This is a genomic window from Geomicrobium sp. JCM 19038 (assembly GCF_000698125.1).
GTDB lineage: Bacteria > Bacillota > Bacilli > Bacillales > Marinococcaceae > Geomicrobium_A.
This window is the reverse complement of record NZ_BAXA01000018.1, coordinates 1-13,548: the sequence shown is the minus strand read 5'-3', so window position 1 is coordinate 13,548 and position 13,548 is coordinate 1. Positions and strand designations below refer to the sequence as shown.

17 protein-coding genes and 1 pseudogene are annotated in these 13,548 nt (G+C 40.6%); 10 read left to right on the top strand and 8 right to left on the bottom strand.

Features of this window, described 5'->3' with window-relative positions; translation table 11 throughout:
* Positions 1 to 2: 2 nt before the first annotated feature.
* Positions 3 to 1,016, bottom strand: coding sequence for an XdhC family protein (locus JCM19038_RS17720; protein ID WP_042420568.1), 1,014 nt, complete (start codon positions 1,014 to 1,016; stop codon positions 3 to 5).
* 165 nt (positions 1,017 to 1,181) lie between these two features.
* Positions 1,182 to 1,304 (bottom strand): hypothetical protein, encoded by a 123-nt coding sequence (locus JCM19038_RS24620; RefSeq protein ID WP_255343396.1) that lies wholly within the window; start codon positions 1,302 to 1,304, stop codon positions 1,182 to 1,184.
* Between the two features lie 149 nt (positions 1,305 to 1,453).
* Here JCM19038_RS24620 and JCM19038_RS17715 point away from each other — a divergent pair, with 149 nt between their 5' ends.
* The 8 genes from JCM19038_RS17715 to JCM19038_RS17680 all read left to right on the top strand — a co-directional run bounded on the left by JCM19038_RS17715 (position 1,454) and on the right by JCM19038_RS17680 (position 8,644).
* Entirely contained in the window at positions 1,454 to 2,242 is a 789-nt protein-coding gene (locus tag JCM19038_RS17715) for a GAF domain-containing protein (RefSeq protein WP_042420567.1), read from the top strand.
* 18 nt (positions 2,243 to 2,260) lie between these two features.
* Entirely contained in the window at positions 2,261 to 2,461 is a 201-nt protein-coding gene (locus JCM19038_RS17710) for a hypothetical protein (protein ID WP_042420565.1), read from the top strand.
* A 205-nt stretch (positions 2,462 to 2,666) separates the two neighbouring features.
* Positions 2,667 to 3,935 carry an OFA family MFS transporter gene (locus tag JCM19038_RS17705; protein WP_042359520.1) on the top strand — a complete coding sequence of 423 codons (1,269 nt, stop codon included), beginning with the start codon at positions 2,667 to 2,669 and terminating at the stop codon, positions 3,933 to 3,935.
* A gap of 111 nt (positions 3,936 to 4,046) precedes the next feature.
* A complete protein-coding gene (locus JCM19038_RS21330; RefSeq protein WP_152549505.1) occupies positions 4,047 to 4,610 on the top strand; it encodes a hypothetical protein in 564 nt (187 codons plus the stop codon).
* Positions 4,611 to 4,617: 7 nt separating this feature from the next.
* Positions 4,618 to 5,085, top strand: coding sequence for a GNAT family N-acetyltransferase (locus JCM19038_RS17695; protein ID WP_042420564.1), 468 nt, complete (start codon positions 4,618 to 4,620; stop codon positions 5,083 to 5,085).
* 454 nt (positions 5,086 to 5,539) lie between these two features.
* Positions 5,540 to 6,616 carry a DUF418 domain-containing protein gene (locus JCM19038_RS17690; RefSeq protein ID WP_052361931.1) on the top strand — a complete coding sequence of 359 codons (1,077 nt, stop codon included), beginning with the start codon at positions 5,540 to 5,542 and terminating at the stop codon, positions 6,614 to 6,616.
* 224 nt (positions 6,617 to 6,840) lie between these two features.
* Complete coding sequence (locus JCM19038_RS17685) at positions 6,841 to 7,449, top strand: hypothetical protein (protein ID WP_042420562.1); 609 nt, start codon at positions 6,841 to 6,843, stop codon at positions 7,447 to 7,449.
* A 154-nt stretch (positions 7,450 to 7,603) separates the two neighbouring features.
* Positions 7,604 to 8,644 (top strand): GerAB/ArcD/ProY family transporter, encoded by a 1,041-nt coding sequence (locus tag JCM19038_RS17680; protein ID WP_042420559.1) that lies wholly within the window; start codon positions 7,604 to 7,606, stop codon positions 8,642 to 8,644.
* Positions 8,645 to 8,695: 51 nt separating this feature from the next.
* Here JCM19038_RS17680 and JCM19038_RS17675 read toward each other — a convergent pair whose 3' ends face one another.
* The 4 genes from JCM19038_RS17675 to JCM19038_RS17660 all read right to left on the bottom strand — a co-directional run bounded on the left by JCM19038_RS17675 (position 8,696) and on the right by JCM19038_RS17660 (position 10,614).
* Positions 8,696 to 9,487, bottom strand: a complete 792-nt coding sequence (locus JCM19038_RS17675; protein WP_042420557.1) for a peptidoglycan recognition family protein — start codon at positions 9,485 to 9,487, stop codon at positions 8,696 to 8,698.
* 156 nt (positions 9,488 to 9,643) lie between these two features.
* Positions 9,644 to 10,024 (bottom strand): hypothetical protein, encoded by a 381-nt coding sequence (locus JCM19038_RS17670; RefSeq protein ID WP_042420556.1) that lies wholly within the window; start codon positions 10,022 to 10,024, stop codon positions 9,644 to 9,646.
* A gap of 147 nt (positions 10,025 to 10,171) precedes the next feature.
* Complete coding sequence (locus JCM19038_RS22995; RefSeq protein WP_042420554.1) at positions 10,172 to 10,399, bottom strand: hypothetical protein; 228 nt, start codon at positions 10,397 to 10,399, stop codon at positions 10,172 to 10,174.
* Positions 10,396 to 10,614, bottom strand: coding sequence for a hypothetical protein (locus tag JCM19038_RS17660; protein WP_042420551.1), 219 nt, complete (start codon positions 10,612 to 10,614; stop codon positions 10,396 to 10,398). Before JCM19038_RS17660 ends, JCM19038_RS22995 begins: the two co-directional genes overlap by 4 nt.
* Positions 10,615 to 10,766: 152 nt before the next feature.
* Between JCM19038_RS17660 and JCM19038_RS17655 the strand changes: the two genes are divergently transcribed.
* On the top strand, positions 10,767 to 11,432 hold the full coding sequence (locus JCM19038_RS17655) for an SOS response-associated peptidase (RefSeq protein ID WP_042420549.1): 666 nt from the start codon (positions 10,767 to 10,769) through the stop codon (positions 11,430 to 11,432).
* 319 nt (positions 11,433 to 11,751) lie between these two features.
* Here JCM19038_RS17655 and JCM19038_RS17650 read toward each other — a convergent pair whose 3' ends face one another.
* Positions 11,752 to 12,111, bottom strand: a complete 360-nt coding sequence (locus JCM19038_RS17650; RefSeq protein WP_042420547.1) for a YxeA family protein — start codon at positions 12,109 to 12,111, stop codon at positions 11,752 to 11,754.
* Positions 12,112 to 12,276: 165 nt separating this feature from the next.
* On the opposite strand from JCM19038_RS17650, the gene JCM19038_RS17645 reads away from it, so the two are divergent.
* Positions 12,277 to 12,567 carry a hypothetical protein gene (locus tag JCM19038_RS17645; RefSeq protein WP_042420545.1) on the top strand — a complete coding sequence of 97 codons (291 nt, stop codon included), beginning with the start codon at positions 12,277 to 12,279 and terminating at the stop codon, positions 12,565 to 12,567.
* Positions 12,568 to 13,152: 585 nt separating this feature from the next.
* On the opposite strand, the pseudogene JCM19038_RS17640 reads toward JCM19038_RS17645, so the two are convergent.
* A pseudogene (locus tag JCM19038_RS17640) lies at positions 13,153 to 13,428 on the bottom strand (phage terminase large subunit); the annotation flags it as partial.
* Between the last annotated feature and the right edge of the window lie 120 nt (positions 13,429 to 13,548).

Here is a 13,548-nt window from a genome sequence, read left to right as displayed (position 1 = left end):
TGCTAAATAGATGCCGATTGTGTATCCCATAGCGAACGTCGGTCGTCTCCTTTTTGTTCTTCTTCAATTAACTGTGCGACCGCACTGATTGCAATTTGTTCTGGCCCTTCAGCGCCAATTGACAGTCCTAGTGGTGTCGTAATGGTAGACGGAATAATGGAAGTGCCTAAAAGTCGCCTCGTTCTCTTTTTAGATCCTAGAATACCTAAATACCGAAGCGACAAGTCTTTAAGTGAGATGATAATGTCACGGTCGTAATAAAAATGATGTGTCATCACAACAACATAATCCGTAGGTCTAAATGGAATGGTCGGGATCGTTTCTTTAGGAAACCCTATGATGAATTTTGTTGCATGAGGAAAATAGTGATCTTGGCATAGACCGCTGCGCCAATCACTAACGATGACTTCGAACCCTGACGCTGCTGCAAACGATGCGACAGGTCTTGCATCAACATTCGCTCCGAAAAGAAAAAGTCGTGGTTTGGGCTCATATCGATGAACGAACATCTCTTGCCACATGCCACTACGCATGGGAACATCAACCGCTTGCTTCAATAATAATAATTCTCCAAAGTGATCGTTAGACGTACTTTGATACACCGTCTGTACGTCGTCTTCATGTATTGACTTTATTACTTGGACCGCGTGACCTTTCATAAGTTCAGCCTTTACGTGCAAAAGCTCGCTTCGAAGCTTCTCAGTGAGCGGTTCAAGCAGTACAGTAACAATCCCATTACAACCACTATTGTTCACTCCCCAAGAAAATGGATCGTCACTACGCATGTCATATTCATATACATCTGCCCCGTGATACCAAACATGTTCAAAGCGAGCCATGATATCTTCTTCTAGACACCCTGCACTCATCACTCCTACTTGATTCCCCTCAGCTGTGACGAGCATCGATGCACCTTCTTTTCGATAGGCAGAACCTTCAACATGAATAACCGTTGCCACCATCGAACGGTCCGTCGACGTTTCTATATAATCTAAGATTTCATGCATGTTCTCCATTTTTCTCACTCCTTAAGTTAGCTTCACGAAAGGTTTTACTAACCAGTACTAAGAAAAAACACGTTGTTCTTATGATATTTAGTTAGATTTTCTATCAACGATCTTAGTTTCAACTACCAATATTACCCATCGTATCGTTCGTCTAACGACTCGTCATTGGTTAGATTAACTAAATGGAGTGATGGTTTTTGTATCATTTTTGTACAAAAGAACGGCTTCCTTTTGCTTTACGATCACAACGTACAACGCGTCGTATGCTCTTCCATCTGTCACTGCCCAATCGCTCATGGAAGATGACCTTACATAAATTTTCTTACTGCGCTACTTTTGAAAACAGACCTATGTTTAATGATCTATTTTTAAACCAATCCCTTCTAATGCGTTTTCACCATTAATAAACTGCTTGTATATCATATAGTAATGGGGGGATTCGGATTATGATTGGTGAAGATGTTATGATTCGCATTATCGACCGAATGCCCGATTGGACATTCGCCGTGTTGTCCATCCTCTTGATCATAGGCTTAGTGCTCGGTTCATTTTATTTGAGTCGATTTGCAAAAAACGTACTCAGGGCATTAGAAAGTGAATCGTCTGCTCTTGCCATCTCTCAAGAGAACTCAACCTTAACGAGCCAAAACAATGACCTACAAGACGCCAACACCCAATATCACCATTCATTACAAAGCATTAATCATTTGTTTGAGGACCTTATTGAACTTCGAAACGATTGTCATCAAACGTACGAAGAATCTCTTGAAGTCATTAAAAAAATCATCGATACACTTCCGTTATCACTATCGAGTTCAAGAGGCGATAGTAAGCGATGCGCCGTCTGGCTCAGTAGCCCTACGACCAATACGTTAGATTTCCATACAGGAAGTTTCAATTTCCCAAAAGATTATACGAACAGCAGAAAATTAGACATCGATGATTCAACAGGCGGACGTTGTTATCGCAAAAACGAAGTCATCGACCTTGATGATGTCACTGATGATCCTGATTGGCTAAAAAATGAAGAATCTAGAGGGAATTACAAAAGCCTTATTTGCATACCTATCTTAAACTTAGGCATTTTAACCGTCGATTCACTTTCACCATTTAATCAAGAATCACGTAATATAATATGTTTATATGCGAAGTGTATTGAGCTTGCCTATCTGCAAATGTTCGATGCATTGAAATTTCAGGATGAAGAGTTGAATGGATCGTTAGACAAAAATTAAAGGTAGGGAGTTTCTGTCATGAACTATCATGATGCACTCAAGAAAATTAAAGTGCTCGATATCGCACGGCAACAAGGAATCATTAGCGAAGCTTTTTTCAAAAGGGAGAGTGATACGCTAAGAGCCTACGTTGACAAAGTGAGCAAGCAAAAAGCAGAAGATGACGTTGCAGCAAAAAACTTAATGACGGGAATCAATACGAAGTATAAAACTGTTTAATATGAAAATCATTTAAAAGCGCGATGGATCGGGGTATTCCCGCCGGCATGATTGCCCGTCGCGCTTTTTTTGTTTCGTCTGGTTAGCCAAACTTGCTACACTCCTCTTTTTTTATGATGCGATTAACTGTACACGACGATTTAAAGCGTTTATTATTGTTTGTGTATTATTAATTTTTAAATAATTATTGAAAGGGGTTCTTTTGATGGAAGCACACCGAAATCGTTGGCTGATCGCCCTCTCTGCGATTGCCATTCATTTGTCGATTGGCTCAGTGTATGCGTACAGCGTTTATCAAAACCCGATTAATGATTCTCTCGGATGGGCGATTACGTCTGTTACGCTTGCATTTACGGTTGCGATCTTCTTTCTTGGGATGAGTGCCGCTTTTATGGGAAAGTTCGTAGAACGTAACGGTCCCAAGAAATCAGCACTCATATCAACCGCTCTGTTCGTCTCAGGGACATTTGGTGCGGGCTTAGCTATTCAACTTGAAAGCATTGCCATGTTTGTTTTCTTTTACGGTGTTGTTGGTGGAATTGGACTCGGAATTGGATACATATCGCCCGTCTCAACGCTCGTTAAATGGTTTCCTGACCGGCGCGGACTCGCAACTGGGATGGCCGTTCTCGGTTTCGGTGCTGGTGCGTTAATTACGAGCCCGTTTGCAGAATTTCTTATGAATCAAACGTCCATTCATATGACCTTTTACATTCTCGGTACACTTTATCTCGTCTTAATGGTCAGTGGTGCGAGCTACCTTTCGCCACCTCCTGAAGGATGGAAACCAGAAAACATGCAAACCGATTCTGAACGTAAACAGCCGCGTACCGTTGCCGTCGACTTGGCACAACTTACGGCAAACGAAGCGCTTCGTACCGCTCGCTTTTACTTTCTTTGGGTGATGATGTTCATTAACATCTCTGCGGGGATTATGTTGCTTGCGGTTGCTGCCAACATGACAGAAACGATTACCGGCGCAACTTCTGCATTCGCAGCGACAGTCGTTGGCGTGATGGGCTTCTTTAACGGAATTGGGAGAATCGGTTGGGCTAGCTTTTCTGATTACATCGGTCGAGCGAATATGTACATCATTTTCTTTATTATTCAACTCGGCGCCTTTATCGCTTTACCGTTCACAACGAACGAAGTCGCCTTCTCCATTCTTCTTTACTTGATCATGACGTGTTACGGTGGTGGATTTGCATGCCTTCCCGCTTTTATCGGCGACTTGTTCGGTACAAAGCAACTCGGTGCGATCCACGGCTACACACTTACCGCCTGGGCAATGGCAGGCATTGTTGGTCCGATGGCTGTGAGTCTTACGTTTGAACGTACAGGAGAATTTACATCCGCTTTCGTCTTGTTTACAATTCTTCTCGCCGTCGCACTCGTAACCGCCATTTTAATGAAAATCAATATTAAACGAGTAAAATCGCAAAAAGTTGACGCTGATTCTTCGGTTAGTGCGTAATCTCTAAATGATAATCACTAGCACGAATTAAACAAAGGTGAAAACGATGCATTATCGTTCAAAGAAGAAGAAAATTCGAGGCTGGAAGCGACATATTCGAAAGATTGAACGTTGGAACGTCACGCAATGGCGTTCCCGTTCGATGAATTACACGCACACAAACGGACATACGTTAAATTAACCATTCATCCTTTTTACTTTTCCTTCGAAGGGAAACTACCTGCTTGGTTTGTTCGGGAAGTATTCGATGCGGTATTGGATGTGTATCATTCGTGGCATGAACAACTTCAATCGTTACACGAGCCTTACGATTTAATGGTTTTGTTGTTTGAGCCAGACTTTATGAAATCGCAAGTCGTCGTTTCGTATCGTGATTGCCTCCATTTTTATGACCAAACGTTCGAACAGCGAGAGCAACAACGAGCGTTTCCTACTGAAAAATTCGTAAACGATCCGATGAAGGTGAACTATATGAGCTGGCAATTGTACATTCATACGACCGATTGGACGAAAGAAATAATTGACGGTTGGCTCGAGGATGACCTCATAACGAGACAAGAATTAGATTGTTACAAACAAAATGTCTATAAAACGATGGTTCTTTCAAACGGAGACCTCCTCTACTTGATTGACTCCGGGAACGTTTGGATTGGCAAACACACTCAGGAAGGATGAGGGATTTATGCAGGTCATCCAATTAACCGAAAAGAACGAACGATTCAATGAGGCCATTGACCTTTACTGGAAAACGTGGGGTGAAGAAGGCGGCAAAGTTTTTTATGAAGATGCGATGGTTCATAGCTTGCAAGACACTTCTGGACTCCCGAGCTTCTACATTGCGATTGATGATCGTGAATTCATCATCGGAACGTATGCACTTCTTCGAAACGACTTAAACAGTCGTCAAGATTTGCGCCCTTGGCTAGCGTGCTTATACGTAAGCGAAGACCATCGCGGCCAGCAATTAGGAGCTAAATTACTCGAACACGGCTTAAAAGAAGCCGCAAAGCGAGGCTACGGCTCGTTGTACCTTACCTCTGATTTAGAAGGCTATTATGAAAAGTATGGCTGGAAGCAAATCGCCTTAGCGTACGGTCCATCTGGAGGTTCCATTCCATTATATGAAAACCATACAAATCAATATGTATAGCTTTAATACTTTGAAATCTACAAGTTAATCAACTCTCCACTTCATTTATATGAGGATAGCACTTTTTCAACACTCTGAGAGCGTCTATTTTGACGCTCTTTTTTGTGTTCTCAGAAAGTCGTATACTTCACACCTATGAACATCGTCACCAAAAGCGCTTACATACGTTTACAATCAAAGAAATGAAGAGAGACGACCTATTGTAGGGCGTCTCGTAGTCGTGTTAATTTATGTCATGATGACGTATTGTTCTTGAGTTATGTGTGACAAGAACGACCGTTAATTCCTTTTTATAGAAAACCTTCCAATGCTGTACCGTTGAAACTGAACCTCTAGTACGCTTTTAGATTTATTATCAATCACCACCGATTTTCAGACGAACTTAGACTAGATACATAGGAGTGGGATTTTTGACGAAAAAAAGATACATCTCTTTCGACCTCGCACGGGGCTTATGCTACTACTCGTCGCCCTTGCACATGCACAAATCTTCTTGAGTGGTACCATCCTTACTCGCCCCGAAAGTGGTGGGTTCATCGATACGATCCTCAATTACACCTCGGTTCTCTTTGTTGATAACCGTGCTCGCGCAATGTTTGCCTTATTATTCGGTTACGGGATTACGCTCGTCATCCGCAGTTACATGAAGCGGGAAAAATCTAGACTCGATATACGACGTTCAATAAACCGTAGAGCGATCGCACTACTTTTCTTCGGATTCGTGCTCTCCGTCATTATTGGTGGAAAAGATATACTAGCCATTTACGGTGCAGGATTATTACTCGTTCATTGGTTCTTATATCGAAGTGATAAAACACTCGTCAGAGCGATGATCGCTCTCACCATCGGATTTGCCTTGTTACTGCCAATCTTTTGGGCCAACATGGCCTCTGTTGGCATGGAAAACATGTTCATGACAGGTGATGGTTATTGGGAAACGATGCTCAATCAACTCGTCATGTTCTTCACTGGCGCTCCGCTGTTCGGGAACTTTGCACTGCCTGTCATTCTATCCATTATGTTAGGCATTTGGTTCGGTAGAAAAGGCTTGTTAAATGAAGATCCAAAACACCGCTCCCTTCTTAAGAAAATTGCGTTTGGCGGTATACTCATTTCAATCGTCGGCGCGATCCCACATGCTTTGCATAGTAACGGGGTCATCACGGTCGAACAGCCGAGCCTATTCGGAATCATCTTTACGATTCACATGATGAGTGGAATCGCTGGAGGGTGTGGTTATGCAGCGCTGTTCGGACTCGTCGGACCACATTTAAAGAAGACAAATCCAATCGTAACCGGGATTACAGCACTCGGAAAACGCTCACTCACTTTCTTTATCGTGAATGAAATCTTGCTGATCGTTCTCCTCTCACCAGCAGTCTTCGGGTTAGCGAGTACGTTAAGCATTGCTCAAGTATGGGTACTTACATTCCTTGTATGGTTATCATCTGTAGGAATGGCGACCATCCTGGAACTAAAACAAAAAGCAGGCCCGTTCGATTTCCTTTTCCGTAAATTTGTTTATCGATAAGTGAGTAACCCTACCATAGAATTGCTATGGTAGGGTTTTAATTTTTGTTCCTAGATTTGATTCGTCAGAGCTTTAATCTCATGCTGCTAGCATAATCGCGACATTATGATAAAAATAAAAGAAGCACTTTAAATGTTGAAACTTTCTGTATTATCATTACGTACACCGTTACTAAGTCTAATTATAGAGACAATCAATTAATTCCTAAAGGAGACTGAGGAATTATGGCAGAAGTTGAAAAGCAAAAGGTTAAACCGATGCGGTGGGGCTATCTTGGACTGTTAATTCTCCCTAGCGTTGCTTCACTCGCCGCAGCAGCCTCACCGGTCTGGAGCCAAGCATTTGCATGGGGATTTGCGAGCATTATCACTTTGTTATTCATCTATTCGGTAGTATTTATATTATTGAAGCAATATGAACAGGAACCGCTACGCCTTCTGTACGGGACTATTGTAATTAACATCTCAACCGTCATTATTCTCATTGCATCATGGAGAGTATTTAATGAAAATATCTGGCTTGGATTATTATTATTAAGCCTGTTTATTTGCCATGTCACTTTTGGTATTACACATCGCAAACGTGTAAATGATGCCATTCGAGACCCGAAAAAACACCCGACCTTACATCGAGTGTACAAAAGAATCATTATTCTACTCGCTTTACTCGGTCCTGCAAGTTATGGGTTGTCTGTAGCATTAGGCTCCTATTTCGCAACCGATACAATTCTGATTGTCTTTGCATCTCTTGGAATACCTTTCGCTTTCTTTCTTTCATTAATTACTCTTTCATCACTCACATTCGTACTACCTACGAATGAAGATCATGAATAATGTACAGTAGCTGATAATGGGAAATGTTTAACCACAGAAGCCATTCCTGAATAATCCCACGTAAAATGATCAAGATAGTGCTATGAACACTCCTGTCTCTTTAAATACAAACGCTCTCTTTATCTCTTTGTTCATTTTTAGCAATTCTACCTTATTGAGTTTGCCTTACAACATTGCCCCTGATGTTGGTCATGAGATTTGGTGGATCCCACTAGTCGGTTGCTTCATAGGCTATTTGTTAATTGTAGTCGTATCATATTTATTCAAGACGTTACCGGACTATGATTTAATCACAAGTCTAAAAAGCTCATTTGGTTCTAAGGCTGGCATGATCTTAGCCTTATTATTTCTCTGCCAACCTGTATCGTTACTCGTTTCTCACTTAAACTTTTTTGGGCTATTTATTAATAACACGCTACTCGATGGCACACCGCATATCGTAGTCCTGATCCTATTGATGATCATTATTGTGTACGCGACAATCTCAGGCTTCACTACAATTGTGACTACGTCGACACTCGTAGGTCCTTTCGTTTTACTCTTAATTGTTTTAACCTTACTTGCCTTTGTACGAGACATAGAATTTGATAAGTTTTTGCCGATGTTCCAGTATCCATACGAGCACTACGTAAAGTCAGTAGGCTTTTATTTAATAAAAAGCGTGATCGACAACATTTTAATCCTATTTTACCTTTATCCTCGCCATGCTTCGAACTTCAAAGGGACAATTAAAGGGATTAAAATCGGTTACTTGCTTTCCGTGATTATTCTGGCACTCCTTAATTTCTTTACCATTAATGCTCTTGGGCCGAAATTAACAAGCATGGAAGTTTTCCCGGCATTTCGTACGATGCAGAATTCAGGAATGTTAAGCGATGCATTTGCGTTAAAGTCTTCGCTTTTTGTGATCTGGTATTTCACGATGTTCTTCTCCTTATGTGTTTACAAACACGTGATTTCAGACGTGTTGCGCTCCATCAACGTTAAGCCATCAAAAACGCTACAAATCATTACAGGAGCAATCATCGTTGTTGTCGCAGCATACTACACCTCGAATACGATTGAAGAAATTGAATTTTATCGTTCATGGTCCATTTATATTTCAATCGTATCGTTCGCTCTGTTTTTCATTCTTTTATTGCACATGAAACTAAAGAATAAAAGCATTGAATACGGCGTCACGAATCATCGTTAACAGAAGAAAAACCTACGTACAATACCATAGGTTTTTCTTCTGTTAACGTATTTAATTTCCCTCCTCAATCCGCTTAATCACTGTTGCTTGTTGTGCCCGTGTAATCGGATGATTCGGATTCTTGCCGTTAAATATACCTCTCTTCGTCAAATCCTCCCAAGTGTCTTTGTGCGTGCTAGGCACCGTTTGAGAAGGTTCTGCTAGAATGCCTTTTGACAATACACCTAGTGCGTCACTAACCGTTAGCTTACCTGCTTTATACGCCTCTAGTTCATTTTTGTTACCGTGTTGATTGATCACCGCTTCAAATTGTTCTTTTCCTGATGACCACTGGAAATCTTCCGCTTTCACATACATCACCTCTTTTTGATTTGGTTCATGCACAATTGATTTCACTTCTTCTCTTCGAGCAATGAGCTGCTTAAATCGTGCCCACGGAAAGTTTCGTCCAGGGCAACTCGTCTGCCCTACATCACTGTGACGATACACATCGTTTGCTGTTAACCCGTGCTGATTCATTAACTTTTTAACTTCTTGTACAAATCGCAAAAACAATGTCTCATCCATTTGTTCACGATCATAATTCCCTTCAACACAAACGCCTAGGGAATCACTGTTGTGGTTGGCCGCATGGGCACCTACATTTAATCCTCGCAACTCATAGAATTCATGGTTTTTTTGCAGATAATAATTGTATCCAGCCCCTGACCATCCTTGGTTGCGATGTTGGTTGTGGATTTGCAGATATGAGTATCTCACGGCGGCAGGATGATGAATGATAATACGTCTAACTTTACGAATAGGAGTTAAATTCCCCCACCTTAAAATCGTCGGTTTGATCATTTTCATAACTCCTTTTGTTTAGTAACATAAACCACTGATTCCGCCAGATCAGAGAATGCTCGTGTTAGTATATGAAAACTCTTCATTGCTTGTCACTCTTGTCTAGATTGATTTGGATCAAGCCAAAATAAAAAAAGCACCACGAAGGTGCTTCAATTACTTAATCACTTTATGATAATAATCGATAAATGCCGTTACTTGATCTTTTTGATCTCTCAGATTCTCAAGACTTTTTTCTGCATACGTGACGTCTGGATCTAAACTTTTGATCACGTCCGTCAGATCTTGCACAAAATGATTATGTACCGAAAAATACAATTCAATATGATGATGCTCCATTTGTATATTGTTTGCATAATAGATCTTCGTTTTGGAAATCTCATTTTGCGATATACTCAAAAATTGGGCAGAAAGAATGTAGTCACAATCACTTACATGCTTACCATAAGTTAATGATTCTAACGATAGTTCTGCGAATTTAAAAGAGCTCGTAAGTAAGCTTTTTAACATATCTAGTTGTATTTTATCATTTTCCAAGATTACCACTCCTATAGTTATATTTTATCATTCAAATTTATGAATATAACAGTTATGAAGGAGGATTAATCATTTCGCTAACAAAGAGCTACAACCATAATCAATAATGCGTCGTTATGGATGATTTTTTGATGATTATCGTCGTTCTTAAGCGTACGCATGCATCATTCTTTGTCTTCTTTTTTGCACCGATAGTATATTCTCTACTCTGAGACTTCTAACAGCTTTCTTATTATGGCACCAAACGAACACGTTCTCTTCATTCATTCGCCGCACAGTAACAAGTCTTTGACTGAGGGATCCATCTTTTGCCTCATAGATGATTTGTATAGGCATACTCGTAGACCTTGAATGTTGAAGGACATACTTGCTCATGAAGCAACCCCCTTCACTAAGATCTTAAGCGTTCTTGGTCGATCATACTCCCACGTGACATAACCTTGTTCTTTCAAACGAATGAATAGCGTATGGACGGCCGATTGAGATTTCAATCCTAACCGTTCTTTTAATTCACGGAATGTAGGAGAAAACCCGTTCTCATCAATAAAAGCAATCGCAACTTGTAACGCTTCCTTTTGTCGTTTCGTCATCTCATCACTCCGTTCATTTCCTTAATCATATACGAACATATATTCTAATTCAAGACTTATCACGAACTTTTGTTCGTGTATATTTTCCCATTTATAATCGCAAGCTTACTAGTAACCAAAAGTGGTGAAAACGAAGAAAGGGGGGCGATCTCATGTGCGGACGATTTACGTTCTTTGAGCAACTTCAGTCGCTCCAAAAGCATTTTAATATAACGATCACAGCACTCGATGAGTATCAGGAAAGTTACAATGTTGCGCCGACTCAACAAGTCGTTACGGTACGTAATGATGGACAACAAAACCGATTAGGAACCTTACGCTGGGGGTTCATTCCATCGTGGTCTAAAGATCCTAAAATCGGATACAAAATGATCAATGCTCGCGGAGAAACGGTTCATGAAAAAAACAGCTTTCGTACGGCATTTAAGAAACGCCGTTGCATTATACCTGCTTCAGGGTTTTACGAATGGAAAAACGTTAATGGTAAAAAGCAGCCCTATCACATCCAACTGAAAAACGGTGATCCGTTAGCATTTGCAGGGTTGTGGGAAACATGGAGCGATGGTGACGAAGCGATAAACAGTTGTACCATCATCACGACCGAAGCCAATGAATTAATGAGAGACATCCACGACCGTATGCCCGTCATCCTCACACCGGCTGACTATGAACGGTGGTTAGATCCTACAATGATCGATTCGGAAGAACTGCTGAGCTACTTAGAGCCCTATCCAGCTGGAGATATGATTGCGTATGAGGTGTCTACAGATGTTAACAGTCCGTACAACAATCATGAGAACCTTATAAATTCGTTATAACTGAATGAATTTTATAACTTGATTTGAGCACAAAATAAACGATCATTTTTAACCAGTGTCGCTTATTGATCTACACTACAGGCGGATGCTTGCCGCGGAGAACCGGATGAGCCTCCTCGGTCACTCCGTTCCCTGTGGGGTCTCATCTCGGTCCTTTTTCCGCAGGCGTCACCGCCTTTCGTTCCAATCAAATTGTAGTCATTTAAAAACGAACGACTTTCCATAAAAATAAAACAACATTCGTTTTAATGCCCAAAGTCAGGACTTATGAAATTGAATCAACTACAATTAAAAATAAAAAAGCACCCACACCGGGTGCTTAATTCGTGATCAATTGTGTTGGTACATCGTCTTCCTCGACCTCATCGTATGTGATGACATGATCTTCTTTTAAGGTTAATTGCAGATAAGCCCCTTCTTGCAATTCACTTAGAGCGGTAAATTCAATTTCTTTCTCCTCTTCACCGTTTTCGTGTATTGCCGGAAGTTCGTAATAGACACTACCACGTTCGTCTTCCTCTAGTATTCCTGACGCATCTACTTGTACAAACCAATACTCTTCTTCGATAAATGGGTTAATGTTGACCCGTGTCATATCAGTTAACGATTGATATAAACCGACTAAAGCTGCAATCATTACGAATGCGCCAATGCTCACACCGATCATTGCCTTTCTCATAATTAGCCTCCTATCGATCTTTACCTAATCGTAAATCTTTTTAATCTTTGATTAAATGGATTCTTCTTACTTGCCCTTACAATGTTGTAAGATCGTAGGTAGTGAAGGTAAAATGCACGGTGGAATAAAGCTACATCATATACTGATAAAAGGAGCTTACTTTGTATGTGGAAGCTATGGCTATGGCTCGTAACAATCGCAGTCTTAATCGGTGTACTAGCATTAACTATAAACTTCATTAATCAAACGACTTTTGATCACATTATCACGAACATGAAAGATGAATACGGGGAGTTCAGCCAACTACTTATCTATGATCACTCTTCAGAAATGTATGCAACAGAGGAATTCGCAAGACTTGAAGAATCAGAGGAAATCAATAGCTTTTTCAACCTTGCTGCTGAAATGGAATTAACGGCTATTAATCAAAGAAGAGGTGAAGAGGTGAAGAGGTGAAGAGCTGTACAGTTTCGTCGTTTTTTTCGAAGAGACTCAGAGTCGGTTCATCTTTTATATTAATAAGGATACCATGTCGTTAGGGGGAGAAAATTACGAACTAAGACAAAAGGATAATGATTTGATCAAAGCAATTAAATCTTCGGATCTTGCTTGGGAAAAGATTGAATTGAATTAGATTTGGGTCAATGATAACTTTGAAATGGATTAGGAAATAATCATACTACCAATGACAAAGATCGTTGAAGAGTGAAACACGTTTAACTTACATTCTAATCATTGATTACCTCTACTAACCATATGTACCTTCTCTGTTTTTGCAATGAATTTCCTATGTAGCTCTGTTATAATTAATTGATAATTCTTTATTTAATGAGGTGCCCTTATGGTAAACGTCAGCAACTTATTATTTCCTCTAGTTATTTGGGGAATTAACTTGTACGTCTTATACTGGATCATTCGTATAGCTGTAAAACACGGTATGCAAGATGCCAATAAAAGTTAGATGCGACAGGCAGATTCTACAAGAAGTAATCCATTGTTGAAAAACGCTAGTTCAGTGGAACTAGGATTTTTCGTTAGGTGATTACGTTCTCTTGCCGCCTCAGCCTCCTCAATAAACTGCTGTGAAATAAACTGGTTATTAAGGTAGGTTGTATGATGTACAAAGGTATTGTCAGCCTGTATATGGCTCTCGTACTTCTTGTTAACCCATGATTGCTTACGTTTAGGAGGGTTGTATGAGTAAAAAAACTTATAAAAAAGACCCTCCCCCAACTCTCCACGTAAAAGTGAGTTAGTGATGGTTGTTACTTCGTCTTCTGTTTTAAACTGAGCTAGCTCCTCGATCCAAGCAATTGCAGACAGTTGATTTATAACGAATACGCTGAGGTTATTGGCTTGCCAACAAAGAACAGTGACCGTGTGAGAGCCGCCGAGCTTCTAGGCAGACGCTCGATGCTAACAGGGTTAGATATGAGA

Excerpts from the sequence above, each read along its gene's own strand:
- JCM19038_RS17720 (WP_042420568.1), bottom strand. The coding sequence starts at position 1,016 with ATGGAGAACATGCATGAAATCTTAGATTATATAGAAACGTCGACGGAC.
- JCM19038_RS24620 (WP_255343396.1), bottom strand. The coding sequence starts at position 1,304 with ATGAGCGATTGGGCAGTGACAGATGGAAGAGCATACGACGCGTTGTAC.
- JCM19038_RS17715 (WP_042420567.1), top strand. The coding sequence starts at position 1,454 with ATGATTGGTGAAGATGTTATGATTCGCATTATCGACCGAATGCCCGAT.
- JCM19038_RS17710 (WP_042420565.1), top strand. The coding sequence starts at position 2,261 with ATGAACTATCATGATGCACTCAAGAAAATTAAAGTGCTCGATATCGCA.
- JCM19038_RS17705 (WP_042359520.1), top strand. The coding sequence starts at position 2,667 with ATGGAAGCACACCGAAATCGTTGGCTGATCGCCCTCTCTGCGATTGCC.
- JCM19038_RS17695 (WP_042420564.1), top strand. The coding sequence starts at position 4,618 with ATGCAGGTCATCCAATTAACCGAAAAGAACGAACGATTCAATGAGGCC.
- JCM19038_RS17690 (WP_052361931.1), top strand. The coding sequence starts at position 5,540 with ATGCTACTACTCGTCGCCCTTGCACATGCACAAATCTTCTTGAGTGGT.
- JCM19038_RS17685 (WP_042420562.1), top strand. The coding sequence starts at position 6,841 with ATGGCAGAAGTTGAAAAGCAAAAGGTTAAACCGATGCGGTGGGGCTAT.
- JCM19038_RS17675 (WP_042420557.1), bottom strand. The coding sequence starts at position 9,487 with ATGATCAAACCGACGATTTTAAGGTGGGGGAATTTAACTCCTATTCGT.
- JCM19038_RS22995 (WP_042420554.1), bottom strand. The coding sequence starts at position 10,399 with ATGAGCAAGTATGTCCTTCAACATTCAAGGTCTACGAGTATGCCTATA.
- JCM19038_RS17660 (WP_042420551.1), bottom strand. The coding sequence starts at position 10,614 with ATGACGAAACGACAAAAGGAAGCGTTACAAGTTGCGATTGCTTTTATT.
- JCM19038_RS17655 (WP_042420549.1), top strand. The coding sequence starts at position 10,767 with ATGTGCGGACGATTTACGTTCTTTGAGCAACTTCAGTCGCTCCAAAAG.
- JCM19038_RS17650 (WP_042420547.1), bottom strand. The coding sequence starts at position 12,111 with ATGAGAAAGGCAATGATCGGTGTGAGCATTGGCGCATTCGTAATGATT.
- JCM19038_RS17645 (WP_042420545.1), top strand. The coding sequence starts at position 12,277 with ATGTGGAAGCTATGGCTATGGCTCGTAACAATCGCAGTCTTAATCGGT.